Genomic DNA, 25,067 nt, shown 5'->3' with positions numbered 1-25,067 from the left:
CGATCATTTCAATTTCAGCCCGACCACGCGCACCAATCCGTCCGGCATCTGCCGGTAACCCTCGACCTTGGTGGAGTGGGCGATCAGGAGTGTGCGGTGATAGATGTAGATGATCGGCTCGTCATTGAGCACGATCCTGGTCATCTTCTCGTAGATTGCCTTGCGCTGGGCGGGATCGTTGATCAGCCGTGCATCTTCCATCAGCTTGTCGGCTTCCGCGTTGGAATAGCCGCCGTCGTTCTGCGGCGCCTTGGTGTGCAGGAAGACATAGGAATTGCCGTCGGGATCGATCCGGCCGCTCCAGTTGATCTGAAACACCTGAAATTCGCCGGCCTGGGCCTGCTTGAAAGTCGTCGCAAATTCGACCACGCGGATCTTGATGTCAAAGCCTGCTTCGGCCGCCATCGACTGCACGACCTGGGCTACGGCTTCGTTCTCGGCGCCTTTGGGGACCATGTAGTCGATGGCGACGGGCAGCGTGACACCGGCCTCCTTCAGCAGCGCCTTGGCCTTGGCAATGTCGCGTCCCCGAACCGGAAACGCCTTCTGATAGTAAGGGTGTGTCGGGCTGACCCACTGATTGCCCGGCGTGAACTCGCCGTTGAAGACGACCTGGTTGAGCGCCTCGCGGTCAATCGACAGATCGAGCGCCTGGCGCACCTTTTCCGACTGGCTGAGCGGCCCCTTGCTCTTGTCGTTGCCGATGTTGATGGTGAGGCCGAGATAGCCGAGTTCAGGTGCGGTCGACAGCACGAGCCGCTTGTCACTTCGGACGTCCTTGATATCGGTGGCGAGCACGCGCTCGATCAGATCGAGCCCGCCGGATTTCAGATTGGCGAGCCGCACCGTGGCATCGACGATAGGAAGGAACACGATGCGATCGATGAAGACGTTGTCCTTGTTCCAGTAATCCCCGAATTTCTCGAACACCATGCGGTCCTGCTGTACGCGTTCGACGAACTTGTAGGGTCCGGCGCAGACTGGATGCAGCCCGAATTTGTCACCCGCTTCCTTCACCGCCTTCGGCGAAACCATCATGCCGGCGCGGTCGGTCAACTGGGCGATCAGCGGCGAGTAGGGCGTCTTGAGCACCAGCTTGATGGTCAGGGGATCAACGACGTCGACGTGGTCGAGCGCAGCCAATTCCGGTTTGCGAAACGAGGTCGGCAGCGTCAGATGGCGCTCCAGCGAGAATTTGGCGGCTTCGGCGTCGAACGGCTCACCGTCGTGGAACTTGACGCCCGGCCGTAGCTTGATCGTCATCTCCTTGCCGTCGGCCGAGTTCTCGTAGGACAGCGCGAGTTGCGGAACGATGTTCAGCTTCTCGTCAATGTCGAACAGCTTGTCGCAGAAGGCTGAAAAGACGATGCGGCCGACATAGGTGCGTCCGATTGAAGGATCGAGGATGTCGGGGTCCTCGGCGAGCCCGATGCGAAGTGTCGTCTCGGCACGCGCGCTCGTTCCGCACCAGGTCACGAGGGCCGCCATCAGGACCGCCAAGCGCCAAAATCTCATCGCCAACCCCTTATTCCCTACGCCTTTGTTCCCTGTGAAATAACCCCGGGCTGTCCCGAGGCTTCCGCCGCATTGAACGCCGCTACCAGCTTTTCCAGTGTCGGCGAGAACCCGCCATCGGAGGGCACGATCGCCTCCGCGTCGGGCAGCTCGCCCGTCCGGTGACAGGCCGTTGCATATCCGGTGCCATCTTCGCGCAACTGCGGCACTTCGCTGCGGCAGCGCGCGATCACATAGGGGCAGCGGGTATGGAAGCGGCAGCCGGACGGCGGATTGAGCGCGCTCGGCAGCTCACCCTCCAGCACGATGCGGCTGCGCTTCGCACGCGGCTTCGGCACCGGGATCGCCGACAACAGCGCGCGGCTGTAGGGATGGCGTGGCGCGGCGAACAGCGCTTGTGCATCCGCGGTCTCGACGATGGTGCCGAGATTCATCACGGCGACGCGATCGGCGATGTGCTTCACAACGGCGAGATCGTGCGAGACGAAGATGTAGGCGAGCTTCAGGCGATCTTGCAGGTCGCGCAGCAAATTCAGGATCTGGGAACGGATCGAGACGTCGAGCGCCGACACCGGCTCGTCGCAGATGATCAGCTTCGGCTCGACCGCGAGCGCGCGGGCAATTGCGATGCGCTGGCGCTGGCCGCCGGAGAATTCGTGCGGATAGCGCCGCGCGAAGCGCGGCTCGAGCCCGACCAGACGCAGCAGCTGCTCGACCCGCTCGCGGCGGGCTGGCGGCGGCACGAGATTGTGCAGTGCCAGCGGCTCGGTCAGGATCTGGCTCACCGTCATACGCGGGTTGAGCGAGGCGTAGGGGTCCTGAAAGATCAGCTGCGCGTCGCGGCGGAATGCGCGCAGCTGCTCGGCATTGAGCGTGCCGAGGTCGCGGCCCTCGAAGCGGATCCGGCCGGCATCCGGCTCGATCAGCCGCAGCACCAGCCGGCTGACGGTGGATTTGCCGCAGCCGGATTCGCCGACCAGCGCCAGCGTTTTGCCGGCCTCGACCGTGAAGCTGACGCCGTCGACCGCCTTCACATGGGCGGTCGGCCGGCCGAACAGCGAGCGTTCGGCGACGAAATGCTTCACCAGCCCTTCGACCTCGAGCAGCGCCGTCATGACACCAGCCGCTCCAGCGGCGCGCGGATGCAGCGCGAGGCGTGGGTCGGGCTCAGCAGCGCGAGCGGCGGCGGCGATTTGGTGCAGGCATCCTCGACGAACGGACAGCGCGCGGCGAAGCGGCAGCCGGCGGGCGGGTTCGCCATGTTCGGCACCATGCCCTCGATGGTGGCGAGATGGCTGGTGCGGCGGTCGAGCCGCGGGATCGAGCCGAGCAGGCCGACCGTGTAGGGATGCTGCGGATTGGCGAACAGCTCGTCGACCGGCGCGCGCTCGACGATTTCGCCCGCATACATCACCGCGACCTCGTCGCAGACTTCGGCGACGACGCCGAGATCGTGGGTGATCAGGATGATCGCGGCGCCGCTCGCAGCCTTCAGCTCCCGCATCAGATCGAGGATCTGCGCCTGCAAGGTGACGTCGAGCGCGGTGGTCGGCTCGTCGGCGATCAGAAGCTGCGGATCGCAGGCCAGCGCCATCGCGATCATCACGCGCTGGCGCATGCCGCCGGACAGCTTGTGCGGAAACTCGTCGATGCGTTTCTCGGGCGAGGGAATATGCACGCGGCGCAGCAGCTCGATGGTGCGTTCGCGCGCCGCGCGGCGGGAGCCGCCGCGATGGCGCAGAATCGTCTCCGTAATCTGGTCGCCGATGGTAAAGCTCGGATTGAGCGAGGTCATCGGCTCCTGGAAGATCATCGCAAGGCGATCGCCGCGCAGGTCGCGCAACGTCTCGTCCGGCACCTCGAGCAGGTCGAAGCCGTCGAAGCGGATCGCGCCGGACACCGCGGCGGATTGCTTCGGCAACAGCCCCATGATCGCGAGCGAGGTCACGCTCTTGCCGCAGCCGGACTCGCCGACCAGGCCGAGCGTGGCGCCCTTGGCGACGGAGAGATCGACGCTGTCGACGGCATGCGTGGTGCGGCCGTCATCGCCCTGGAAGGTGACGCGCAGGCCTTCGATCTCGATCAGCGGGCCTGCTGTCATTTACGGCTCGTGGTTGCCGCCGCGATGCCGGCGTCGATGGTGGCGCGATCGCTGGTTCCGGCCGGGTTGTCGCGGGTCGGCATGAAGCTCCGGAATGGCGCCCAGTGCTCGCGGCTGACGGCCTCCAGCCGCTCGAGCTCGCGCAGGGGATCGGCGTGGTCGTCGACGCGCAGGTCGAGCAATGGCCATTCCTCCGCGCCGTGAATTAAGAGAGCCGCCGACTGCTTGCCGCGCTTGTCGCCGCCGGCCGCTTCGCCGGCGAACATCGCCTTGATCAGCCGCTCCGCGAACGGCAGCTTCTCGTTCGCGGCATAGACGCGCGCGGTCTCGTCGAGCACCGCGGGGCCGGCCAGCATGTTGCCGGCGATCGAGAACCCGTCGCCGGCGATATGGCCGAACCAGTCGACGCAGTCCTTGCCGGAATGCGCAGCGATGCGGCCCCTGGCGTCCATGACGTGGAGCTGCCGGCTCTCGCGGCCGCTGTCGGGCGCAATCAGCGCCGCGATCACCTCATGCGGGCTGTTGCCGCCGCGCAGCAGCGCGAGGCCGTCGATGCCGTAATAGGGATTGACCAGCGCCTGCGTCGCCACCGCGCCGATCCCGGGTGCGATGTGCGGCACCAGCGCGCCGACCGCGAAGAACCGCGTCGCGACGGCGATGCCGAGCTGGCCGGTGGCGCTGTCGCGGGCGATGATCGACCAGGTCATCTTACGTCTCTTCTCCCTCTCCCCGCTCTTCGCGGGGAGAGGGTTGGGGTGAGGGGCTCGTTCCGCGAAAGCGGCAGATGTCGGGTTTGCGGAGCCTCCCCCTCACCCAGATCGCATCTTCGATGCGACATAGCCGAAGCTCCGCTTCGGCGTTCTTGAGGACGGCCGCCGTAGGCGGCCTGTGCCTCTCCCCGCAAGCGGCGCGAGGTGGAGTTTGAGGCTTGGCCCGCAATTCGATCCGACGTCATCATGATACGATGGTCATCTCGTCTAGCGGCCTGCGGCGTAACCCTGCATGCCGCGCGGATTGGCGGCGGCGCGGCGGCGGGCGCCGACCTTCGAGGCCGCGGTGAGGCGGCCTTCCGACCAATCGGGACCAATCTCGACCACATGGCCGCGGCGCTTCAATTCGTCGATGGTCGATTTTGGCACGCGGTTTTCCAGCACCAGGACGCCGGGCCGCGAGGTGCGCGGCCAGAACGAGATCGGGAAATGCTCGGAGTGCCAGGCCGGCGCGTCGATCGCCTCCTGCAGATTGAGCCTGGCGTGCACATGACGCAGGAAGAACTGCGTGATCCACTGGTCCTGCTGATCGCCGCCCGGCGAGCCCCAGGAGAGATACGGCTCGCCGTCGCGCAGCGCCATGGTCGGCGAGAGTGTGGTGCGCGGCCGCTTGCCCGGCGCGAGCGAAGCAGGGTGGTTCTCTTCGAGCCAGAACATCTGGGCGCGGCTGCCGAGGCAGAAACCGATCTCGGGAATCACCGGCGAGGACTGCAGCCAGCCGCCGGACGGCGTCGCCGAGATCATGTTGCCGGCCTTGTCGATGATGTCGAAATGCACGGTGTCGCCGCGCACTTCGCCGAACCGGCCGACGGTCGGCTCGCCCGCGCCCATGGCGCCGACCGCTTCACGATGCCCTTCGGCGTGTCGCAACTTCACAACGCCGCCGAAGCCCTCGACCGCGCCGGGGCGGAAGTCGAGCGAAGCCTTGTCTTTCGAGATCAGCTTGCGCCGTTCGTTGTTATAGGCATCGGACAGCAGCGTTTCGATCGGGATGTCGGTGAATTTCGGATCGCCGTAGAACGTCTCGCGATCGGCATAGGCGAGCTTGGCGGCTTCGATCTGCAGATGGATGAAGTCGGGGCCTGCGGGATCGAGCCCGTCGAGCTCAAAACCCTTCAGCAGCGCGAGCTGCTGCAGCATCACCGGACCCTGGCTCCAGACCCCGGCCTTCTGCACGGTGTAGCGGCCGTAGTCGTAGGTGAGCGGCGCCTCGATGGTCGGCTGCCAGCGCGCCATGTCGTCGGCCGACAGGACGCCGCGATGCGGCGAGCCGGAAACGTCCATCACCTCTTGGGTGCGGCAGAACTTGTCGATCGCCTCAGCGACGAAGCCCTTCGACCAGGCCTGCCGCGCGCGCTCGATCTGCGCGACGCGATCGCCGCCGGCACTCTCCGCCTCGGTGAGGATGCGTGCGTAGGTCTCCGCGAGCTTCCTGTTGGTGAAGATGGTGCCGGGCTTCGGCACCTCGCCGTTGGGCAAATAGACGTCCGCCGATGTGGTCCAGTATTTCCGGAACAGTTGTTCGACGGTCTTGATGGTGGCCGATGCACGCTCGACCAGCGGATAGCCGTCGCGCGCGTAGGCGATCGCGGGCTCCAGCACGTCGCGCAGTTTCATGGTGCCGTAGTCGCGCAGCAGCAGCATCCAGGATTCGAATGTGCCGGGCACGCAGGCCGCAAGCAGGCCGGTGCCGGGCACCATCTCGAGACCCTCGCTGCGATAATGCGCGATGGTTGCCTTCGCCGGCGCCGGGCCCTGGCCGCAGATCACCTCGCTTTTGCCGCGCTTGACGTCGTGCACGATGATCGGAACGTCGCCGCCGGGGCCGTTCAGATGCGGCTCGACCACCTGTAGCGTGAAGGCGGTGGCCACTCCGGCGTCAAAGGCGTTGCCGCCTTTCTCCAGCGTTGCCATGCCGACCGCGGTGGCGATCCAGTGCGTCGAGGTGACGACGCCGAAGGTGCCTTCGATCTCGGGCCGGGTTGTGAACGGATCGGGGTTGATGTTGCTCATGGCGATTGACCGTTCGTCGGTTTGTTGTTGGGCCTTCTCGGCGGGCGCACTTGATCACAGGCCGGCTGGTATGCCAACCGCTTGGTGCACATGGCCGCTCCCATCCGCGTGATCATGCCGGAACGGCGGCGGGACTGTTGACGGCATGGCACGCGACGCCGTCGATCAGTTCCGGCGTCTTCTGGCGGCAGAGATCGAAGGCGAGGGGACAGCGCGGGTTGAACGAGCAGCCCGGCGGCGGATCGATCGGATTCGGAATTTCGCCCTTCACCGGGATCCGCTGGCGACCGGACATCGCAAGGTCCGGAACCGCGCCGAGCAGCATCTTCGTGTAGGGCATCCGCGGGTTCTCGAACAATTCCCGACCCTCGGCGATCTCGACGATGCGGCCGAGATACATCACGCCGATCCGGCTCGCCATGTGGCGGACCACTGCGAGATTGTGGCTGATGAAGAGATAGGTGAGGCCGAACTTGTCCTGCAGGTCGCGCATCAGATTGAGGATCTGCGCCTGCACGGAAACGTCGAGCGCCGAGGTCGGCTCGTCGCAGACGATGAACTCGGCCTCGGATGCCAGCGCGCGGGCGATCGCGATGCGCTGGCGCTGGCCGCCGGAAAATTCGTGCGGGAATTTTTGGCCGTCGTCGGGGTGCAGGCCGACCAGCGAGAGCAATTCGCCGACCCGGGCCTTGATGTCGCGCTCGCCCTGGATCAGGTCGAAGGCGCGGATCGGCTCGGCGACGATGGCGGCGACCCGGTAGCGCGGATTGAGGCTCGCATAGGGATCCTGGAAAACCATCTGGATGCGCCGGCGCAGCCGGCGGCGTGCCTGGCCCTGCCGCGGATCGGTCATCGAGACGCCGTCGATGACGACCTCGCCCGAGCTCGGCGGCAGCAGGCCGACCACCATGCGGGCGACGGTGGTCTTGCCGGAGCCGGATTCGCCGACCAGCGCGAAGGTCTCGCCGCGCTTGATGTCGAAAGAGACGCCATCGACGGCTTTCAGGAATTCGAGATGGCCGCCCTCGATCAAGCGGTTGAGCCACGGCTTGGAGACGTCGAAGACGCGGCGCAGATTCCTGACCTCGATCAATGTCCCGCTCATGCCGCCGTCTCCTTCGCCGGCTCGAACAGGTGGCAGGCGACGGATCGCGTGCCCTGCCGGATCGGCTCAGGGCGTTCGACGTGGCAGCGATCGAAGGCAAACGCGCAGCGCGGATTGAACGGGCAGCCTGGCGGAATCGCCGACAGCCGCGGCATCGAGCCGGGGATCTGCACCAGGCGCTTGTCCTCGCCGGCGAGGGTCGGGATCGCGCCCATCAGGCCCTTGGCATAGGGATGCAGCGGGTTGCGCACCACCTCCTGCACCGGGCCGATCTCGGCGATGCGGCCGGAATACATCACCGCCACACGGTCACAGGTCTCGGCGATCACGCCCATGTCGTGGGTCACCAGCATCACGGCGGTGCCGTGGTCGCGGCCGAGCCGCTTGATCAGCGCGATGATCTGTGCCTGCACGGAGACGTCGAGCGCGGTGGTCGGCTCGTCCGCGATGATCAGCTCGGGCTCGGCGCAGATCGCAAGCGCGATCACGACGCGCTGGCGCATGCCGCCGGAGAATTCGTGCGGGTAGCCGTCGATGCGCTTTTCCGGCGCGGGAATGCCGACCTCGGCCAACAGATCGATGGCGCGCCTGCGCGCGGCGCTCTCGCTCAGATTGCTGTGGGTGCGAATGGTCTCGATGATCTGGTCGCCGATCCGGTAGAGCGGATTGAGGCTGGTCAGCGGATCCTGGAAGATCATTCCGATCCGCTTGCCCCTGATGCGGCGGATCTCTTCCGGCGGAAGATGGTCGATCCGCGTGCCCGACAGTTCGATCTCGCCGCCGGAAATCCGGCCGGGCGGATCGATCAGGCCGATCACGGCAAGGCCGGTGACCGATTTGCCGGCGCCGGACTCGCCGACCACGCCGAGCACCTCGCCCTTGGCGATGTCGAACGATACGCCGTTGATGGCGCGCAAGGTCGCACGGCGGGTGACGAATTCCACCTCGAGATTGTGCACGGAAAGAACAGGCTTGGTCATCGGAGCTTCGGATTGAGGGCGTCGCGCAGCCAGTCGCCGAGCAGGTTGATGGAGAGGATCAGGCCGGCCAGCGCAATACCGGGGAAGGCGACGATCCACCATTCGCCGGCGAACAGATAGTTGTTGCCGATCCGGATCAGGGTGCCGAGCGAGGGCATGGTGTCGGGCATGCCGGCGCCAAGGAACGACAGCGTCGCCTCGGTGATGATCGCGAGCGCGAGGTTGATGGTGGCGATGACGAGGATCGGGCCCATCGTGTTCGGCAGCACGTGCCGCAGCATGATCTTCGGCGCCGGCAGGCCGATCAGCTGCGCCGCGGCGACGTAATCCTTGTTCTTCTCGACCATCACCGAACCGCGCACGGTGCGGGCATATTGCACCCAGAAACTGAGACCGATCGCGATGATCAGGACGCCGAGCGTGCTCATCTCGTCGAGCCGGTTGCCGAGCAGCGATTTGGCGACGCCGTTGACCAGCAGTGCGATCAGGATCGCGGGGAAGGTGAGCTGCACGTCGGCGATCCGCATGATCACGGTGTCGACCACGCCGCCGAAATAGCCTGCGATCAGCCCGAGGGCGATGCCGAGCGCGCCGGCAAAGACCACGCCGGCCAGGCCGACCGCAAGCGAGATGCGCAGGCCGTAAAGGATCGCCGAGAGCACGTCGCGGCCCTGCTCGTCGGTGCCGAGCAGGAACGGGCTTTGGCCGTCGGCGGTCCACAGCGGCGCGATCCGCGAGTTGATCAGCTGCAGCTGCGCCGGGTCGAACGGGTTCTGCACCGCGAGCCACGACGCGAAGATTGCGAGCAGAAAGAACAGCAAGGTGATCACGGCGGCGACCATCGTCAGCCTGGAGCGGCGGAACGAATAGAAGATGTCGCTGTCGAGCGCGCGCCTGAACCAGCCGGCAGGGGCCTGGTTGTCCTGGGAACGATGGGGGACGACGGCATCGGACATCGGTCAGCCCTCACGCCGCGCGGCCGACGGTCGAGCGCAAGCGCGGATCGACCACGGTGTAGAGGATGTCGACCACGAGATTGATGGTGACGAAGATCAGCGAGACCATCAACAGATATGCGGCCATGATCGGGATATCGACATTCTGCACGGCCTGCACGAAGAGAAGTCCCATGCCCGGCCATTGGAACACGGTTTCGGTGATGATCGAGAAAGCAATAACCGAGCCAAACTGCAGGCCGGCCACCGTAATCACGGGAACCAGGGTGTTCTTCAGCGCATGGCCGAAATGGATTGCGCGCGTGGTCAGCCCGCGGGCGCGGGCGAAGCGGATATAGTCGGTCCGCAACACTTCCAGCATTTCGGCGCGCACCAGCCGCATGATCAGGGTCATCTGGAACAACCCGAGCGTGATCGCCGGCATGATCAGCGCCTTTAGGCCCGAGACGGTCAGCAGTCCGGTGGTCCACCAGCCGAGCTTCACCACCTCGCCGCGGCCGAAGGAGGGCAGCCAGCCCAGCGTCACCGCGAACAGATAGATCAGGAGGATGCCGATCAGGAAGGTCGGCAGCGAAATGCCGATCAGCGATACCGCCTGGAATAATTTGGCAAGCACGGTGTCGCGGCGCAGCGCCGAATAGACCCCCATCAGGATGCCGGCCACCATCGCGAACAGCGTCGCGCAGATCGAAAGCTCCAGCGTCGCCGGCAGCCGCTCCGCCAGCAGCGAAGAGACCGGCAGGCGGAACTGGTAGGACACGCCGAACTTGAACTGCAGCGCATTGATGAAGTAGCGGCCGAACTGCACCAGCACCGGATCGTCAAGGCCGAGCGAGTGCCGGATTTCGGCGCGCTGCGCGGCCGAGGTGTCGATCGAGACGATCTGGTTCACCGGGTCGCCGGCGAAGCGGAACATCGCGAACGCGATCACGCCCACGGCGAGCATCACGCCGATCGCCTGCAGGAAGCGGCGAAGAGTGAAAGCCAGCATCTCTACCTTTCACTGCCTTTGACATTCGGCGCGCGGCTTTGCGCGGCCGGAAAACGCGAGGTCCCGGAAGCCTGCGCTTCCGGGACCCAATTCGCCAAAGCCACTATTCACCCTGCTTGGTCGCCCAGTAGAGCAGCACCTGGTTGTCCGCGCGCTGGGTCAATTTGACCTTTTTCGACACGCCCCACACCAGCGGTTGCTGATGCAGCGGAATGTAGCCGTAATCCTTGATGACGATGTCGTAGGCCTGCTTGATCAACTGGTCGCGCTTGGCAGTGTCGCTCTCGACCAGCACCTTGTCGGTGAGCGCGTCGACTTCCTTGTTGCAATAGCCACCGAGATTGGCCTCACCCCGGGTGGCATCCTTCGGATCGTCGCGGCAGCCGAGAATGTCGTGCAGCACGTTGTGCGAGTCGGAGGTCGCGGGCGTCCAGCCCAGCATGAAGAACGAGGTCTGGTAGCCGCCGGGCTTCAGCACCTTGGCGAAATACTGCGCCTTCGGCTGCGCCAGCAGGTTCACCTTGACGCCGATGCGGGCCAGCATGCCGACCACCGCCTGGCAGATCGCTGCGTCGTTGACGTAGCGGTCGTTCGGGCAGTCCATCGTGACTTCGAAGCCGTTCGGATAGCCGGCGTCGGCCAGCAGCTTCTTGGCACCATCAGGATCGAGCTTCGGCCGGGTGAATTCCTTCGACAGCGGATAGAGCTCGGGGGCGATCATCAACGTCGAGGGGGTCGACATGCCGCGCATGACGCGGGTCTTGATCAGATCGACGTCGATGGTCTTGTAGAAAGCTTCGCGGACGCGGATGTCCTTGAACGGATTCTTGCCCTTGACGTTGGAATACAGCAGCTCGTCGCGCGCCGTATCCATGCCGATGAAGATGGTACGAATCTCCGGCGCGGTCATGACGGTTGCGACGCCGCTGGAATTGACGCGCTGGATGTCCTGGAGCGGAACCGGTTCGATGACGTCGACTTCGCCCGAGAGCAGCGCGGCAACGCGGGTGGCGTCGGAGCCGATCGGGGTGAAGATGATCTCCTTGAGATTATGCTCGGGCTTGCGCCAATAGCCGGGAAACGCCTTGAACACGGTCTTCACGCCGGGCTGGTGGCTCTCGATCGTGAAGGCACCGGTGCCGTTCTCGTGCAGCGCCGCATAGCTCGGCGTGGTTGCGGAGGCCGGCGTCGGTGCAACCGAGTTGTTCTCCTCGCACCACTTCTTGTCCATGATGTACCAGCTATCCCACTGCGAGATCAGGATGGGATTGGGCGAGTCGAGCGTCACGTCGACGGTGTAGTCGTCGACCTTGCTGAACTTGGCGTCGGCCGGGACGTTGCTGAGGAAATTCGAGCCCTTGGCGCGGACGCGCTCGGCCGAGAACAGCACGTCGTCGGCGGTGAAGGGATCGCCATTGTGGAATTTCACGCCCTTGCGCAGATGGAAGCGCCATTTGGTCGGGCTCAGCGTCTCCCAGCTTTCCGCCAGGGCCGGAATGATCTTGAGGTCCTTGTCGCGCGCGGTGAGGCCTTCGTAGACGTGGGCGTGGTGCGCGATCGTCGTGGTTTCCTTCAGCGTGTAGGGATCCAGCGACTTCAGCTCGCCCTGGTTCGCATACTTCAACGTCTGGGCCGATGCCGGCAAAGCAAAGGCGACGAGTGCGGCGACAGTCGCCGCAAACAAACTCCAACGTACCGACATGTAATCCCGCGTCCCCGTTCTTGTCCGCCGGCTGCTTTGTCCGGCTGGTATTATTGATCCATGTTGCCAGAGTTTACCGGCCGCGCAAGCGCGATTTGCCAAAGGGTTAACCCGTCCGCGCGGGTGCAGCGCAATGAACCGGATTGGAGAGTAGGCCGTTGGCGCGAACGCGTGACATTCGACTTTCGGAGTGCCGCTTGTCGGTCACGGGAATGATCACCGGCGCGCCTCGAGCAACCGCTCCTGACGGTTTGGAGCAACCGCTCCAAACGGTTTGGTTGACCATAACGGATGATTGAGGCCGACTGCCCCCCGGGGCAGGTACGGCTCGCTTGCGCAACTCGCCCCGTCCCGGCGATACTATGGCGGGCCAGGGCGCATTTGAGGAGGCGGATATGAAGGTCAACGTCGAGATAGATTGTACGCCCCTCGAAGCGCGGCAGTTCTTCGGCCTGCCGGATGTGGGACCGATGCAAACCGCCGTCATGGACAAGCTGCAGCAGCAGATGCTGTCGAACATCGAGAAGATTTCGCCGGAATCGCTGATGCAGAGCTGGTTCACCTTCGATCCCAAGCTCGCCGAGCGCTTCCAGGACATGTTCGTGGCGATGGCCGGCTTCGGCGGCGCGAGCAAGAAGAAATAGTGGCCGGCATGGACAGGAGCGTTGATGGGACCGAACGCCGGTTGCGCCCGCCGAGCCTGTTCCTGATGCTGGCGGAGGCGCGCGGCGTGCTCGAACTCAATTCGAGCCTGCTGTTGTCGCCCCTCCTGATGCAGGCGCCGAAGGGCGATGGTCATCCGGTGCTGGCGCTGCCGGGCTTCCTCGCCAGCGACCTGTCGATGGCGCCGATGCGGCGCTATCTGAAGGAGCTCGGCTACGACGCCTATGCCTGGAACATGGGCCGCAATTTCGGCGGGATTTCCAGCAGGCGGGCTGCGCTGCGCGATCTGCTGAAGCGGGTCCATGAGGCGACCGGGCGCAAGGTCTCGATCATCGGCTGGAGCCTCGGCGGCGTCTATGCGCGCGACCTGGCGTCGCAGATGCCGGAGCTGGTGCGCTCCATCATCACGCTGGGCAGCCCGTTCGCCGACGACATCCGCGCCACCAACGCGACGCGGCTCTATGAGCTCTTGTCCGGCGAAGGTGTAGGCGACATCCCGGAGATCCGCGCCGCGATCGCCGGCGACATGCCGGTGCCGACGACCTCGATCTATTCCCGCACCGATGGCATCGTGAACTGGCGGACCTCGCGCGTGCGGCCGTCGGCCACCGCCGAGAACATCGAGGTGCATTTCGCTAGCCATATCGGCCTCGGCGTCAATCCCGCGGCGCTGTGGGCGATTGCCGACCGGCTGGCCCAGCCGGAAGGGGAATTCCGGCATTTTGACCGCTCGGGCCCCTTTGCCATTGCCTACGGGCCGGCAGAACAGGCACTATCCTGACCAAACGACGAGAAGCGCCGCCCAAGGCGCCCGCGTAAGTAGGCTCTCGGGAGGAGATCATGAGCGACGCCAAGAAGCTGTCCTCGCTGGACGCATCGTTTCTCTATCTGGAAACGCCGGAAATGCCGATGCATGTCGGCAGCATGGCGATCTTCCGCCTGCCCGACGGCTACAAGGGCGACTTCTTCGAGGAGTTCAAGGCGATGATCGCCTCGCGGCTGCACATCGCGCCGATCCTCAAGGCGCGGCTGCAGAAGGCGCCGCTCGACATCGATCACCCGTCCTGGGTCGAGGACGATCAGTTCGACATCGACCGTCACATCTTCCGCGCCAGCCTGCCGGCGCCGCACGATCGCGCGACGCTGGAGCGTATCGTCGGCTGGATGCACGCCAAGCTGTTGAACCGCGCCCGACCGCTCTGGGAGTTCTATGTCTTCGAGGGCATGAGGGACAACGAGATCGGGCTCTATTCCAAGATGCACCATGCCTGCATCGACGGCGGCGCCGGCGCCGCGCTGACCAGCATGATCTACGACCTGACGCCGGTGCCGCGCGAGATCGAGCCGCCGAGCGCGAAGAAGGTCGCGCAGGAGCCGCGCGACATCGCGGCCAATCTGATCGATGCCTATCAGCAGCTCTGGACCCAGCCGTTCGAGGCGGCCGCCGCTGCGCAGAAGAGCCTGGAGCTGCCGCGCTCCGGCAAGAGCGACCTCGGCTCGATCCTGTTCGACAACGCCATGTTCCAGATCGAGAGCGCGGTGAAGTTCGCCGGCTCCATGCCGACGGTCATGAAGAGCCTGTCCGACGTCGTCGCCAAGGTCGCCGATCCGAGGTCGCGCGAGAGCCTGCAGGCGATGTCCTCGCCGCCGACCATCCTCAACAAGGCGATCTCGTCTGAACGCAGCTTTGCCGGCACCTCGATCTCGCTGTCGCGTGCCAAGGCACTGGCGAAGGCGTCGGGCGGCAAGCTCAACGACGTCGTACTGGCGCTCGCCTCCGGTGTGGTGCGGCGCTATCTGATCAGCCAGGGTGCGCTGCCGAACAAGTCGCTGACGGCAGGTGTTCCGATCTCGCTGCGCGAGGAGGGCAACGCCGAATCCAACAACCAGGTGTTCGGCATGATCTGCTCGATCGCGACCGACATCGAAGACCCCAGGAAGCGGCTGGAAACCATCATCGCGCAGTCGACCAGGTCCAAGGAGATGTCGCATCCGCTGCGCGCCTTGGTGCCGCAGGTCACCAACATCTCGCTGCTGGGGGCGCCGATCCTGGTGCAGATCCTGGCGCTGCTCTACAGCCGCTCCGACCTCTCCAACGTGCTGCCGCCGGCCACCAACATCACGGTCTCGAACGTGCCGGGGCCGCGGCAGACGCTGTATGCGGCGGGTGCCGAGCTGCTGCACATCTTCCCGGTTTCGATCTCGACCCACGGCGTGGCGCTCAACATCACCGTGCAGAGCTACCGCGATCAGCTCGATTTCGGCTTCATCGTGGGCGCCAACATCATTCCCCACGTGCAGGTGATGTGCGACATGCTGCCGCTCGAGTTCGATGTCCTCGAGGCGGCGTTCGCTCCCCCGCCTGCGGACATCAAGGGCGCAGCTGAATAAGGATCCCGGTCGATGATTGAAATGCCACCGCTGCAGTTCGCTGAGACGAACGGCATCCGCATGGGGTTTTATGAAGCAGGCCCCAAGACCGACACGCCGCCGGTGGTGCTGTGCCACGGCTGGCCTGAACTGGCGTTCTCCTGGCGCCACCAGATCAAGGCGCTGGGCGAGGCCGGCATCCGGGTGATTGCGCCGGATCAGCGCGGCTATGGCGCGACCGACCGGCCGGAGCCGGTCGAGGCCTACGACATGGAGCACCTGACCGGCGACCTCGTCGGCCTGCTCGACCATCTCAAGGTCGACAAGGCGATCTTCGTCGGTCACGACTGGGGCGGCTTTGTCGTCTGGCAGATGCCGCTCAGGCATCCTGCGCGGGTCGCCGGCGTCGTCGGCGTCAACACGCCGCATTGGGACCGCGCGCCGATGGACCCGATCGCGCTGTTCCGCCAACGCTTCGGCGATCACATGTACATCGTCCAGTTCCAGGATCCGGCGCGCGAGCCCGACCGCATCTTCGGCAGCCGCGTCGAGCAGACCTTCGACGCCTTCATGCGCAAGCCGGCGCCGCGTCCGGCGGACGCGCCGCCCGAACAGCCGATCGCCGGCGTCGGCGCCTCGGCGCGGCTCAATCTGGCGTTTCCGCAGATGATCGCGAATTACGACGCCAAGCATGATCCGCGCACGCCGATCCTGTCGGCGGACGAGAAAAAAGTGTTCGTCGACACCTTCACCAAGACCGGCTTCACCGGCGGCATCAACTGGTATCGCAATTTCACCCGCAACTGGGAGCGCTCGGCCGGGCTGGACCATCACGTCCGGGTGCCGTCGCTGATGATCATGGCCGAGAACGACGCGGTGCTGCCGCCCTCGGCCGCCGACGGCATGGAGCGGCTGGTGCCGGACCTCGAGAAGTACCTGGTCAAGGACAGCGGCCATTGGACGCAGCAGGAAAAGCCTGACGAAGTCAGCGCGAAGCTGATCGAATGGCGCAGAAAGCGATTTGGGTGACGATGACGTCGTCATTCCGGGGCGATGCGCAGCATCGAACCCGGAATCTCGAGATTCCGGGTCTGGTCCTTCGGACCATCCCGGAATGACTGAGGTTAGAGGGGCAATCTCAACATGGCGTCCGGCAACAGACTGAGTCCGATTCCGCATCCGCCGACGAAGCCGGTGGTCGGCAATATGCTGTCGCTGGACTCGACCGCGCCGGTGCAGCATCTCGTCAAGCTCTCCAAGGAGCTCGGACCGATCTTCTGGCTCGACATGATGGGTGCGCCGCTCGTGATCGTGTCCGGCCACGACCTGGTCGACGAGCTCTCCGACGAGAAACGCTTCGACAAGGCGGTGCGCGGCTCGCTGCGCCGGGTGCGCGCGGTCGGCGGTGACGGGCTGTTCACGGCCGACACCAGGGAGCCGAACTGGAGCAAGGCGCACAACATCCTGATGCAGCCGTTCGGCAACCGCGCCATGCAGTCGTACCACCCGAGCATGGTCGATATCGCCGAGCAGCTGGTCAAGAAATGGGAGCGCCTCAACGCCGACGAGGAGATCGAGGTCGTCCACGACATGACGGCGCTCACCCTCGACACCATCGGCCTCTGCGGCTTCGACTACCGCTTCAATTCGTTCTACCGCCGCGACTACCACCCGTTCGTGGAATCGCTGGTGCGCTCGCTCGAAACCATCATGATGACCCGCGGCCTGCCGCTCGAGGGTCTGTGGATGCAGAAGCGGCGCAAGACGCTCGCCGACGACGTCGCCTTCATGAACAAGATGGTCGACGAGATCATCGCCGAGCGGCGCGGCAACACGGCCGCGACCGACGACAAGAAGGACATGCTGGCGGCGATGATGACCGGTGTCGACCGCGCCACCGGCGAGCAGCTCGACGACGTCAACATCCGCTACCAGATCAACACCTTCCTGATCGCCGGCCACGAGACCACCAGCGGCCTGCTGTCGTGCACGATCTATGCGCTGCTGAAGCACCCCGAGGTGCTGAAGAAGGCCTATGAGGAGGTCGACCGTGTCCTCGGGCCCGACGTCAACGCGCGGCCGACCTATCAGCAGGTGACGCAGCTCACCTACATCACCCAATGCCTGAAGGAGGCGCTGCGGCTGTGGCCGCCGGCGCCGGCCTACGGCATCGCGCCGCTCAACGATGAGATGATCGGCGGCAAATACAAGCTGAAGAAGAACACCTTCATCACCATCCTGGTGATGGCGTTGCATCGCGATCCCAGCGTCTGGGGTCCGAACCCCGACGTGTTCGATCCCGAGAATTTTAGCCGTGAGGCGGAGGCCAAGCGCCCGATCAATGCCTGGAAGCCGTTCGGCAACGGCCAGCGCGCCTGCATCGGCCGCGGCTTTGCCATGCACGAGGCGGCGCTGGCGATCGGGATGATCCTGCAACGCTTCAAGCTGATCGACGTGCATCGCTACCAGATGCATCTGAAGGAGACGCTGACGGTCAAGCCGGATGGCTTCAGGATCAAGGTGCGGCCGCGCGACGACAAGGACCGCGGCGCGTTCACCGGCAGCACGGGGGCGGTTGCGGCCGCGCCGAAGGCGCCGCGCGCGCCGACCACGCGTCCCGGCCACAACACGCCGATGCTGGTGCTGTACGGCTCCAATCTCGGCTCCGCCGAGGAACTGGCGACCCGCATGGCGGATCTGTCGGAGATCAACGGCTTCGCGACGCGGCTGGGTCCGCTGGACGACTATGTCGGCAAGCTGCCGGAGGAGGGCGGCGTGCTGATCATCTGCGCCTCCTATAATGGCGCGGCGCCCGACAACGCCACGCAGTTCGTCAAATGGCTCGAGAGCGACCTGCCGAAGGACGCCTTCGCCAAGGTCCGCTACGCGGTGTTCGGCTGCGGCAACAGCGATTGGGCGGCGACCTACCAGTCGGTGCCGCGTTTCATCGACGAGCAGCTCACCAAACATGGCGCGCGCGCGGTCTATCCGCGCGGCGAAGGCGATGCGCGCAGCGATCTCGACGGCCAGTTCCAGAAATGGTTCCCGGAGGCGGCCAAGGTCGCGACCAAGGAATTCGGCATCGACTGGAATTTCACCCGCACCGCCGAGGACGAGCCGCTCTACGCGATCGAGCCGGTGGCGCAGGGTGCGGTCAATACCATCGTGACGCAAGGCGGCGCGGTGCCGATGAAGGTGCTCGCCAATAGCGAGCTGCAGACCAAGGCAGGCGCTCATCCGTCGGAGCGTTCGACCCGGCATATCGAGGTCGAGCTGCCGGCCAGTCTGAAATACCGCGTCGGCGATCATCTCAGCGTGGTGCCGCGCAACGATCCGACATTGGTCGATTCCGTTGCGCGCCGCTTCGGCTTCCTGCCGGCCGACCAGATCCGTCTGCAGGTCTCGGAAGGCCGCCGCGCGCAATTGCCGGTCGGCAATGCCGTGTCGGTCGGGCGGCTGCTCACCGAGTTCGTCGAGCTGCAGCAGGTCGCGACCCGCAAGCAGATCCAGATCATGGCCGAGCACACCCGCTGCCCGGTGACCAAGCCGAAGCTGATGGCCTATGTCGGCGACGACGACGCGTCGGCCGGGTGCTATCGCACCGACGTCTTGGCGAAGCGCAAATCGGTGTTCGACCTGCTCGAGGAATATCCGGCCTGCGAGCTGCCGTTCCACCTCTATCTTGAAATGCTGTCGCTGCTGGCGCCGCGCTATTATTCGATCTCGTCGTCTCCGGCCGGCGAGGCGCAGCGCTGCAGTGTCACCGTGGGCGTGGTGGAGGCGCCGGCAAGTTCCGGCCGCGGCATCTACAAGGGCGTCTGCTCGAACTATCTGGCGCGCCGCCGCGCCGGCGACACCGTCCACGCCACCATCAAGGAGACCAAGGCCGGCTTCCGCCTGCCCGATGACAATGGCGTGCCGATCATCATGATCGGGCCGGGCACCGGGCTCGCACCGTTCCGCGGCTTCCTGCAGGAGCGCGCCGCGCGCAGGGCGCAGGGCGCGACGCTGGGGCCGGCGATGCTGTTCTTCGGCTGCCGGCACCCCGAGCAGGACTTTATCTATGCGGATGAGCTGAAGGCGTTCGCAGCCGACGGCGTCAGTGAACTCCACACCGCCTTCTCGCGCGCCGGCGGCCCGAAGACCTATGTGCAGCACCTCATCGCCGCGCAGAAGGACCGGGTCTGGGAGCTGATCCAGAAGGGAGCGATCGTCTATGTCTGCGGCGACGGCGGCAGGATGGAGCCCGACGTCAAGGCGACCCTGATGTCGATCTATCGCGAGCGCACCGGTGTCGACACCGACGCCGCCGCGCGCTGGATCGAGGAAATGGGCACCAGGAACCGCTACGTGCTCGACGTCTGGACAGGTGGGTAGCTGCTTCGTTGTAGCCCGGATGGAGCGAAGCGTAATCCGGGACAGCGTCGCATGCGGGCGGACTGGCCCCCGGATTTCGCTTCGCTTCATCCGGGCTACGGCAGAGGTGCCGGCCATGTTACAAGCCGCCGCATGATTCCATGGGAAAAGATCGATACCGCGCGCATTCCCGGAACCGAGGGTGAATTGCGTCTGATGCGGCGCGGCCGCGAATTCTCGATCATGCTCGGCACCAACGAGCTGATGAACAGCCGCCTGTCGGGCTCGGAAGAGGCGTTGGCGACGCTTGCCGCGAAGAGGATCGAGACGGTCGAACGGCCGCATTTTCTGATCGGCGGCCTCGGCATGGGCTTTACGCTGCGGGCCGCACTCGCCGTGCTCGGGCCCGAGGCGAGAATCGTGGTGGCCGAACTGGTGCCGGCTGTCGTTGCCTGGGCGCGAGGCCCGATGGCGGAGATCTTCGGCGACAGCCTGAACGATCCGCGCGTGAGCATCCGGGAGGAGGATGTTGCCAGCGTGATCGAACGCCAACCGCTCAGCTTCGATGCCATCCTGCTCGACGTCGATAACGGGCCTGAAGGTCTCACCCGCAACGCCAATGACGCGCTGTATGATGTCTCCGGGCTCAAGATCGCACACGCCGCGTTGCGGCGCGGCGGCGTGCTCGCCGTCTGGTCGTCCGGTCCGAATGCCAGGTTCCCGAAATCGCTCACCCGGGCCGGATTCGCGGTCAACGAAATTGCCGTCCGCGCCACCGGCCGAGGCCGCGGTGTCCGCCACGTGATCTGGATCGCGGTCAAGTAATAGCGGGCGTCCCGGCGCGCTCGCCAGCCTGATCATGCCAGTGGCTGAACACAAGCCACCACGATGCCTTAGAACATCGTGTTGCTGTTGGCGGGATTCTCCGGAACGGGCTGCGCCACGTCCCAGTGCTCGACGATCTTGCCGTCCTCGAGCTTGAAGATGTCGACGATCGCGTTGCCGCGGGTGCCGGGCTCGCGCACGGCGTGGACGTGGAGGATCACGTAGTCGCCGTCGACGAATGAGCGCTTGATCTCGCTGTGCGAGTTCGGAAACTTCTCGCGCAGGAAGCCGATGAACTTGCGAAAGCCTTCGGGGCCGTCGGCCGCGCCGGGATTGTGCTGCACATAGCGGTTGCCGACATAGGCGAGCGCTGCGTCGGCGTCCTTCTGGTTCAGCCCCTTCTCGTAGAACGCCAGCACCGCCTTGCGGTTGGCCTCTTGCTGCGCCTCGCCGGCGGCCGCCATTGCCGATGAAGACGCGAGTGCGAGGAGGAGAGCGGCGACGGCCGTCCGTGGCCGGAGAAGAGTCTTCATCTGGTTGCTCCCGGTGGCTGAGCGGTGGATAGCGCTCTCTACAGCGTCCATGCCGCGCCCGGAAGAACGCACTCCCGGCTCACATGGTTACCGGGAGATACCGGAGCCCCGTTCCGATTGAATCGGGACGGGACTCTCGATTCTGGCTTTGAGGCGTTTTCTTCACGCGAACCGGGATTCACTTCGCTCGAAAACGCTCCGGCCTCACGCCGCCTTCGCCGCAGCGCCATGCGCGTGCTTGTCGATGGCGTCGATGATCTGTGGCCACATCGGAATCGGCAGGGCGTGGCCCATGCCCTCGATCATCACGAGCTTCGCGCCCGGGATCGAGACCGCGGTGTCCTTGCCGCCTTCGGGATGCACCAGCGGATCGATGGTACCGTGGATCACCAGCGTCGGCGCCTTGACGCCGCGCAGGCGCTCCTTGCGGCTGCCCGAGGCGAGGATGGCGCGGAGCTGACGGCCGACGCCCTCCGGATTGAGGCCGCGCTCGAAGGTGCGCCGCGCGCGTTCGGGATCGAGCGCCTCATCCTCGGGAAACGAGCCGTTGCGCAGGACTTTCCAGGTCTGCCCGAAGCGGACGAAATACTCTTCCTTGCTCTTCGGCGGTGGCGCCATCAGCACCGCGGTCGCCTCGCGGGTCGGGCCCGGGATCTTCGGATTGCCCGTGGTCGACATGATCGAGGTCAGCGAGCGCACGCGTTCGGGGAAGGTGATGGCAACCTCCTGCGCGATCATGCCGCCCATCGAGGCACCGACCAGATGCGCGGTGCGGATGCTGAGCGCATCCATCAGCCCGATCGTGTCCCTCGCCATGTCGGCCAGCTTGTAGGGCGCTGCGACCGGGATCTTCAGGAAGCGGAGCTTGAGCAGTTCGAGCGCGGTCAGCCGCTTGCCGCCGCTCAGGCGGGAGGATTTGCCGATATCCCTGTTGTCGAATCGGATGACGCGAAAACCGCGCGTGGCGAGCTGACGGCAGAACTCGTCGTCCCAGTGGATCATCTGGGCGCCGAGGCCCATGATCAGGAGCAGCGGCTCGGCATTCGCATCGCCAAAAATCTCGTAGCAGATGTCGATGCCATTGGCGCGGATGATCTGCGGCGGCTGATGGGCGAGCGTGGTCACGGGCGTCCCTTGCTGGTGTCGCGGTCAGGAACCTCTATGCCACGGATTGACGCAGCGCAGAAGAGCCTCGGCGTCGCCGGTCGCGCCGCGCAGTTGACCGATCAGCAGCAACAGTGTCGTATGGCAGAAACAAATCGAAGCGCGGCAAGCGCCCGAAATTGGTGTGGAGGAGCGCCGCATGGCCGACAAGGGCAACGACCCTGCCGTGATCTGGCAGACGATGATTGGCGAGATGGAGAAGGGGTTCAACTCCTTCGGCAACCAGCTCATGAGCTCGCCGGAATTTTCCAAGGCGATGAACCAGGCCGGCGGCGTCGCGGCCGGCGCGCAGAAGCAGCTCGGCGAGCTGATGGAGAAATATCTGCTGGCGATGAATCTGCCGAGCCGCGCCCAGCTCGTCGGCATGGCGGAGCGCCTGCAATCGATGGAGAACCAGCTCAACGAGATCAAGACGCTGCTGCAGCAGGTGCACCACAATTCGCTGGCGCCGGACGACGGCCATGGCGCAACGCCGCGGCCACCGCGGACCAAGCAGCCGCCGGCGGAGGGAGGCAGCAAATGAATGCTCCCACCCCCTTTGATTTCGCCTCGATCTCCGAGCGGGTCCAGTCCGAGGTGCAGCGCGCGATCCAGCGCAGCATCAAGGGCGTCGAGTATTTCTCGAGCTCCGGTCCGTCGCTCGGCTCGACGCCGAAAGACGTGCTGTATTCGCGCGGCACCATGAACCTCTATCACTACCGGCCGCTGGCCAGCGAAGTCTATCGCGTGCCGGTCCTGATCGTGATGGCGACCACCAACCGCGGCTACATCCTCGACCTGGTGCCGGGGCAGAGCTTCATCGAATTCCTGCTCAGGCGCGGCTTCGACGTCTACATGCTGGACTGGAGTGCGCCGAAGCCGGAGGAAAAATCGCTGCGCATGGAGGATTACGTCCTCGACTTCATTCCGGAATCGGTCCGCCGCGTGCAGCAGGATTCCGGCGAAAAGGACGTCTCGGTGATCGGCTATTGCTTCGGCGGCGTGCTGTCGCTGCTCTACGGCTCGATCTTCAACGACGGGCCGATGAAGAACCTGATCTGCTTCACCACCCCGATCGATTTCCGCGAGATGAAGCTGTTCTCGAATTTCGCCGACCGTCGTTATTTCGACGTCGACCGCCTGATCGACAGCACCGGCAACATGCCGCCCGAACTGATCCTGCAATCGTTCGACATGTTGCGGCCGGCCGCGCGTGTCGTCGGCCAGATTCAGCTCTGGGACAACATCTGGAACGACGAGTTCGTCAAGTCGTACCGGATGTTCGATCGCTGGGCGACCGACACGCTGCCGCTCGCGGGCGAATATTTCCGCGCCATCACCAAGGACCTGATGTGGGACAACAAGCTCTACAACGACACCATGACGGTCGGCGGCCGCGAGGCGAAGCTTGCAGACATCAAGGTGCCGATCCTGCATGCGGTCGCCGAGCACGACCACATCGTGCCGTATGATGCGGCAAAGCATCTGATCACCAAGATCGGCTCCGAGGACAAGGAGGAGGTGATGCTGAAAGGCGGTCACGTCTCGCTGGTCGCCGGCGCCAATGCAATCAAGCGGCTGTGGCCGAAACTGGACTCCTGGTTGAGCAAGAGATCGACCTAAGAAGGGTCGACTTGAGAGAGATCGACATGACCGAACAACGTTCCTATCCGCGCCGCGTCAAGACCGAGGCGGGCGACATCGAGTTTCGCCTGATGATTCGGGACCACGAGGCCGCGGTGCTGGCCTTCGCGCAAAAGCTGCCGACGCATGATCTCTTGTTCCTGCCGCGCAATATCAGCCAGCCGAAGGTGCTGTCGGCCTGGATCAACGAGATCGAGCGCGGCGACATCACGAGCCTGCTCGCGATCAAGGACGGCAAGGTGGTCGGCTGCGGCACCCTGGTGCGCGATCCGCATTCCTGGTCGCCGCATGTCGGCGAGATCCGGATGGTGGTGTCGCTCGACGTGCGCGGGCAGGGCGTCGGCCGGGCGCTGTCGCAGGAGACCTTCGCCATCGCGCTCGGTGCCGGGCTGGAGAAGTTCTCGGTGCAGATGACAGTCGACCAGCGGGCGGCAATTGCGCTGTTCGAGAGCCTCGGCTTCAAGGCGGAGGCCCTGCTGCGCGACCATGTCCGCGACGTCGAGGGCAAGACCCACGACATCGTCGTGTTGGGGCACAATGTGGCTCAGGTCCGGGCCCAAATGGAGGCTTACGGGGTATCCGACGCGGTCGGAGGTAATTAGAAACCTCATTCTGCTGGTTCTCTAGGCAATCTGCCGGATCTTCGTGCTGTTCACAGGTTTGTGATATCGCGCCGCAACATCGATGTTGCGGTGCACCATGAGGTGTGTCATAACACCGTTGCCCCGGGCCAAACCGGACGGGGTGAGCCCATAGCTCAAACCTGAGGATGGAGAGACCCCAATGACCACCGAAACCAATTCCGTGCTGAACAGCGTCAAGGAAGCCTTCGCGCCCGTCACCGAGGCGTTCACCAAGCTTCAGAACCTGGAAGTTCCGGAAGCCGCCCGTGAGTTCGTGAAGAAGCAGGCCGAGGCGGCCAAGACCCGCGCTGCCGATGCCTATGCCGGCTCGGAGAAGGTGACCAACGTGATCGAGTCCGCTGTTGCCGGTTCGGTGACCGAAGCCGCCAAGATCAGCCGCAACATCCAGCAGGCGATCTACCAGGACGCCGAGGCGTTCTTCGCTGGTATCGACAAGCTCGCGTCCGCCAAGTCGCTGAGCGAAGCCGCCCAGATCCAGTCGGAGCTGGCCCGTGCGCGTGGCGAACTGTTCGTCTCGCGGGCGAAGGCCACCACCGAGTATCTCGGCAAGCTCGTCACCGACGGTGCGAAGACCGCGCAGGACAACTTCGCCAAGGTCTACGGCAAGACCGCCTGATCGCGGCCGCGCTGACCAACTGCCCTTTTCGAAGGCCCGCCATTTTGCGGGCCTTCTTTTTTGGCGGTGTCCTTCATAGCTCATGTGTCCACCGTCATTCCGGACGACGCGAAGCGGCGATCCGGAATCTCGAGATTCCC

At 64.9% G+C, this 25,067-nt stretch carries 22 protein-coding genes; 10 read left to right on the top strand and 12 right to left on the bottom strand.

The window, feature by feature from the left end; all coding sequences use genetic code 11:
* Positions 1-3: 3 nt before the first annotated feature.
* The 10 genes from J6525_RS34275 to J6525_RS34230 all read right to left on the bottom strand — a co-directional run bounded on the left by J6525_RS34275 (position 4) and on the right by J6525_RS34230 (position 12,133).
* Positions 4-1,515: an ABC transporter substrate-binding protein gene (locus J6525_RS34275; RefSeq protein WP_225647979.1), complete on the bottom strand. Its 1,512-nt coding sequence runs from the start codon at positions 1,513-1,515 to the stop codon at positions 4-6.
* Positions 1,516-1,532: 17 nt separating this feature from the next.
* Complete coding sequence (locus J6525_RS34270) at positions 1,533-2,630, bottom strand: ABC transporter ATP-binding protein (RefSeq protein ID WP_225647978.1); 1,098 nt, start codon at positions 2,628-2,630, stop codon at positions 1,533-1,535.
* Complete coding sequence (locus tag J6525_RS34265; RefSeq protein WP_092083246.1) at positions 2,627-3,616, bottom strand: ABC transporter ATP-binding protein; 990 nt, start codon at positions 3,614-3,616, stop codon at positions 2,627-2,629. The genes J6525_RS34270 and J6525_RS34265 overlap by 4 nt, the downstream gene beginning before the upstream one ends.
* Positions 3,613-4,323 (bottom strand): DUF1028 domain-containing protein, encoded by a 711-nt coding sequence (locus J6525_RS34260; protein WP_092083247.1) that lies wholly within the window; start codon positions 4,321-4,323, stop codon positions 3,613-3,615. The genes J6525_RS34265 and J6525_RS34260 overlap by 4 nt, the downstream gene beginning before the upstream one ends.
* Before the next feature lie 270 nt (positions 4,324-4,593).
* A complete protein-coding gene (locus tag J6525_RS34255; protein WP_092083248.1) occupies positions 4,594-6,399 on the bottom strand; it encodes a gamma-glutamyltransferase family protein in 1,806 nt (601 codons plus the stop codon).
* A 112-nt stretch (positions 6,400-6,511) separates the two neighbouring features.
* Entirely contained in the window at positions 6,512-7,504 is a 993-nt protein-coding gene (locus J6525_RS34250; RefSeq protein WP_225647977.1) for an ABC transporter ATP-binding protein, read from the bottom strand.
* Positions 7,501-8,484, bottom strand: coding sequence for an ABC transporter ATP-binding protein (locus tag J6525_RS34245; RefSeq protein WP_225647976.1), 984 nt, complete (start codon positions 8,482-8,484; stop codon positions 7,501-7,503). The genes J6525_RS34250 and J6525_RS34245 overlap by 4 nt, the downstream gene beginning before the upstream one ends.
* The gene (locus tag J6525_RS34240) at positions 8,481-9,440 is read right to left on the bottom strand and encodes an ABC transporter permease (RefSeq protein WP_225647975.1); all 960 of its coding nucleotides are present in this window, start codon (positions 9,438-9,440) and stop codon (positions 8,481-8,483) included. The genes J6525_RS34245 and J6525_RS34240 overlap by 4 nt, the downstream gene beginning before the upstream one ends.
* 10 nt (positions 9,441-9,450) lie before the next feature.
* Entirely contained in the window at positions 9,451-10,431 is a 981-nt protein-coding gene (locus J6525_RS34235) for an ABC transporter permease (protein ID WP_028331828.1), read from the bottom strand.
* A 103-nt stretch (positions 10,432-10,534) separates the two neighbouring features.
* Positions 10,535-12,133, bottom strand: coding sequence for an ABC transporter substrate-binding protein (locus J6525_RS34230; RefSeq protein WP_225647974.1), 1,599 nt, complete (start codon positions 12,131-12,133; stop codon positions 10,535-10,537).
* A 395-nt stretch (positions 12,134-12,528) separates the two neighbouring features.
* Here J6525_RS34230 and J6525_RS34225 point away from each other — a divergent pair, with 395 nt between their 5' ends.
* The 6 genes from J6525_RS34225 (at position 12,529) to J6525_RS34200 (ending at position 20,347) form a co-directional block, all read left to right on the top strand.
* Positions 12,529-12,777 (top strand): DUF6489 family protein, encoded by a 249-nt coding sequence (locus J6525_RS34225; RefSeq protein ID WP_225647973.1) that lies wholly within the window; start codon positions 12,529-12,531, stop codon positions 12,775-12,777.
* An 8-nt stretch (positions 12,778-12,785) separates the two neighbouring features.
* Positions 12,786-13,577, top strand: coding sequence for an alpha/beta hydrolase (locus tag J6525_RS34220; protein ID WP_092083351.1), 792 nt, complete (start codon positions 12,786-12,788; stop codon positions 13,575-13,577).
* A gap of 59 nt (positions 13,578-13,636) precedes the next feature.
* Positions 13,637-15,187 (top strand): WS/DGAT/MGAT family O-acyltransferase, encoded by a 1,551-nt coding sequence (locus tag J6525_RS34215; protein WP_225647972.1) that lies wholly within the window; start codon positions 13,637-13,639, stop codon positions 15,185-15,187.
* 12 nt (positions 15,188-15,199) lie between these two features.
* Complete coding sequence (locus J6525_RS34210) at positions 15,200-16,195, top strand: alpha/beta fold hydrolase (protein ID WP_225647971.1); 996 nt, start codon at positions 15,200-15,202, stop codon at positions 16,193-16,195.
* A gap of 114 nt (positions 16,196-16,309) precedes the next feature.
* Positions 16,310-19,543, top strand: a complete 3,234-nt coding sequence (locus J6525_RS34205) for a bifunctional cytochrome P450/NADPH--P450 reductase (protein ID WP_225647970.1) — start codon at positions 16,310-16,312, stop codon at positions 19,541-19,543.
* A gap of 132 nt (positions 19,544-19,675) precedes the next feature.
* Complete coding sequence (locus J6525_RS34200; protein WP_225647969.1) at positions 19,676-20,347, top strand: spermidine synthase; 672 nt, start codon at positions 19,676-19,678, stop codon at positions 20,345-20,347.
* 68 nt (positions 20,348-20,415) lie between these two features.
* Here the strand turns inward: J6525_RS34200 and J6525_RS34195 are convergent, their stop codons facing one another.
* Together J6525_RS34195 and J6525_RS34190 are read right to left on the bottom strand one after the other, a co-directional pair.
* Positions 20,416-20,811 (bottom strand): nuclear transport factor 2 family protein, encoded by a 396-nt coding sequence (locus J6525_RS34195; RefSeq protein ID WP_376708595.1) that lies wholly within the window; start codon positions 20,809-20,811, stop codon positions 20,416-20,418.
* Positions 20,812-21,084: 273 nt separating this feature from the next.
* Positions 21,085-22,005 carry an alpha/beta fold hydrolase gene (locus tag J6525_RS34190; protein ID WP_225647967.1) on the bottom strand — a complete coding sequence of 307 codons (921 nt, stop codon included), beginning with the start codon at positions 22,003-22,005 and terminating at the stop codon, positions 21,085-21,087.
* A gap of 178 nt (positions 22,006-22,183) precedes the next feature.
* Between J6525_RS34190 and J6525_RS34185 the strand changes: the two genes are divergently transcribed.
* The 4 genes from J6525_RS34185 to J6525_RS34170 all read left to right on the top strand — a co-directional run bounded on the left by J6525_RS34185 (position 22,184) and on the right by J6525_RS34170 (position 24,927).
* Complete coding sequence (locus J6525_RS34185) at positions 22,184-22,567, top strand: hypothetical protein (RefSeq protein WP_057017659.1); 384 nt, start codon at positions 22,184-22,186, stop codon at positions 22,565-22,567.
* Positions 22,564-23,646, top strand: coding sequence for a PHA/PHB synthase family protein (locus tag J6525_RS34180; RefSeq protein WP_092083259.1), 1,083 nt, complete (start codon positions 22,564-22,566; stop codon positions 23,644-23,646). Before J6525_RS34185 ends, J6525_RS34180 begins: the two co-directional genes overlap by 4 nt.
* A 26-nt stretch (positions 23,647-23,672) precedes the next feature.
* Positions 23,673-24,269, top strand: a complete 597-nt coding sequence (locus J6525_RS34175) for a GNAT family N-acetyltransferase (RefSeq protein ID WP_225647966.1) — start codon at positions 23,673-23,675, stop codon at positions 24,267-24,269.
* Between the two features lie 181 nt (positions 24,270-24,450).
* A complete protein-coding gene (locus J6525_RS34170; RefSeq protein WP_028331816.1) occupies positions 24,451-24,927 on the top strand; it encodes a phasin in 477 nt (158 codons plus the stop codon).
* The last annotated feature ends 140 nt before the right edge of the window (positions 24,928-25,067 follow it).

The organism is Bradyrhizobium australafricanum, assembly GCF_020329495.1.
GTDB lineage: Bacteria > Pseudomonadota > Alphaproteobacteria > Rhizobiales > Xanthobacteraceae > Bradyrhizobium > Bradyrhizobium australafricanum.
The sequence above is the reverse complement of the archived record's forward strand: the minus strand, read 5'-3'. Positions and strand labels throughout refer to the sequence as shown.

Coding starts and splice junctions, on each gene's coding strand:
- J6525_RS34250 (WP_225647977.1), bottom strand. CDS start 7,504: ATGAGCGGGACATTGATCGAGGTCAGGAATCTGCGCCGCGTCTTCGAC.
- J6525_RS34215 (WP_225647972.1), top strand. CDS start 13,637: ATGAGCGACGCCAAGAAGCTGTCCTCGCTGGACGCATCGTTTCTCTAT.
- J6525_RS34180 (WP_092083259.1), top strand. CDS start 22,564: ATGAATGCTCCCACCCCCTTTGATTTCGCCTCGATCTCCGAGCGGGTC.
- J6525_RS34175 (WP_225647966.1), top strand. CDS start 23,673: ATGACCGAACAACGTTCCTATCCGCGCCGCGTCAAGACCGAGGCGGGC.
- J6525_RS34240 (WP_225647975.1), bottom strand. CDS start 9,440: ATGTCCGATGCCGTCGTCCCCCATCGTTCCCAGGACAACCAGGCCCCT.
- J6525_RS34210 (WP_225647971.1), top strand. CDS start 15,200: ATGATTGAAATGCCACCGCTGCAGTTCGCTGAGACGAACGGCATCCGC.
- J6525_RS34275 (WP_225647979.1), bottom strand. CDS start 1,515: ATGAGATTTTGGCGCTTGGCGGTCCTGATGGCGGCCCTCGTGACCTGG.
- J6525_RS34200 (WP_225647969.1), top strand. CDS start 19,676: ATGATTCCATGGGAAAAGATCGATACCGCGCGCATTCCCGGAACCGAG.
- J6525_RS34255 (WP_092083248.1), bottom strand. CDS start 6,399: ATGAGCAACATCAACCCCGATCCGTTCACAACCCGGCCCGAGATCGAA.
- J6525_RS34220 (WP_092083351.1), top strand. CDS start 12,786: ATGGACAGGAGCGTTGATGGGACCGAACGCCGGTTGCGCCCGCCGAGC.
- J6525_RS34245 (WP_225647976.1), bottom strand. CDS start 8,484: ATGACCAAGCCTGTTCTTTCCGTGCACAATCTCGAGGTGGAATTCGTC.
- J6525_RS34235 (WP_028331828.1), bottom strand. CDS start 10,431: ATGCTGGCTTTCACTCTTCGCCGCTTCCTGCAGGCGATCGGCGTGATG.
- J6525_RS34195 (WP_376708595.1), bottom strand. CDS start 20,811: ATGGCGGCCGCCGGCGAGGCGCAGCAAGAGGCCAACCGCAAGGCGGTG.
- J6525_RS34270 (WP_225647978.1), bottom strand. CDS start 2,630: ATGACGGCGCTGCTCGAGGTCGAAGGGCTGGTGAAGCATTTCGTCGCC.
- J6525_RS34225 (WP_225647973.1), top strand. CDS start 12,529: ATGAAGGTCAACGTCGAGATAGATTGTACGCCCCTCGAAGCGCGGCAG.
- J6525_RS34230 (WP_225647974.1), bottom strand. CDS start 12,133: ATGTCGGTACGTTGGAGTTTGTTTGCGGCGACTGTCGCCGCACTCGTC.
- J6525_RS34260 (WP_092083247.1), bottom strand. CDS start 4,323: ATGACCTGGTCGATCATCGCCCGCGACAGCGCCACCGGCCAGCTCGGC.
- J6525_RS34265 (WP_092083246.1), bottom strand. CDS start 3,616: ATGACAGCAGGCCCGCTGATCGAGATCGAAGGCCTGCGCGTCACCTTC.
- J6525_RS34205 (WP_225647970.1), top strand. CDS start 16,310: ATGGCGTCCGGCAACAGACTGAGTCCGATTCCGCATCCGCCGACGAAG.
- J6525_RS34185 (WP_057017659.1), top strand. CDS start 22,184: ATGGCCGACAAGGGCAACGACCCTGCCGTGATCTGGCAGACGATGATT.
- J6525_RS34170 (WP_028331816.1), top strand. CDS start 24,451: ATGACCACCGAAACCAATTCCGTGCTGAACAGCGTCAAGGAAGCCTTC.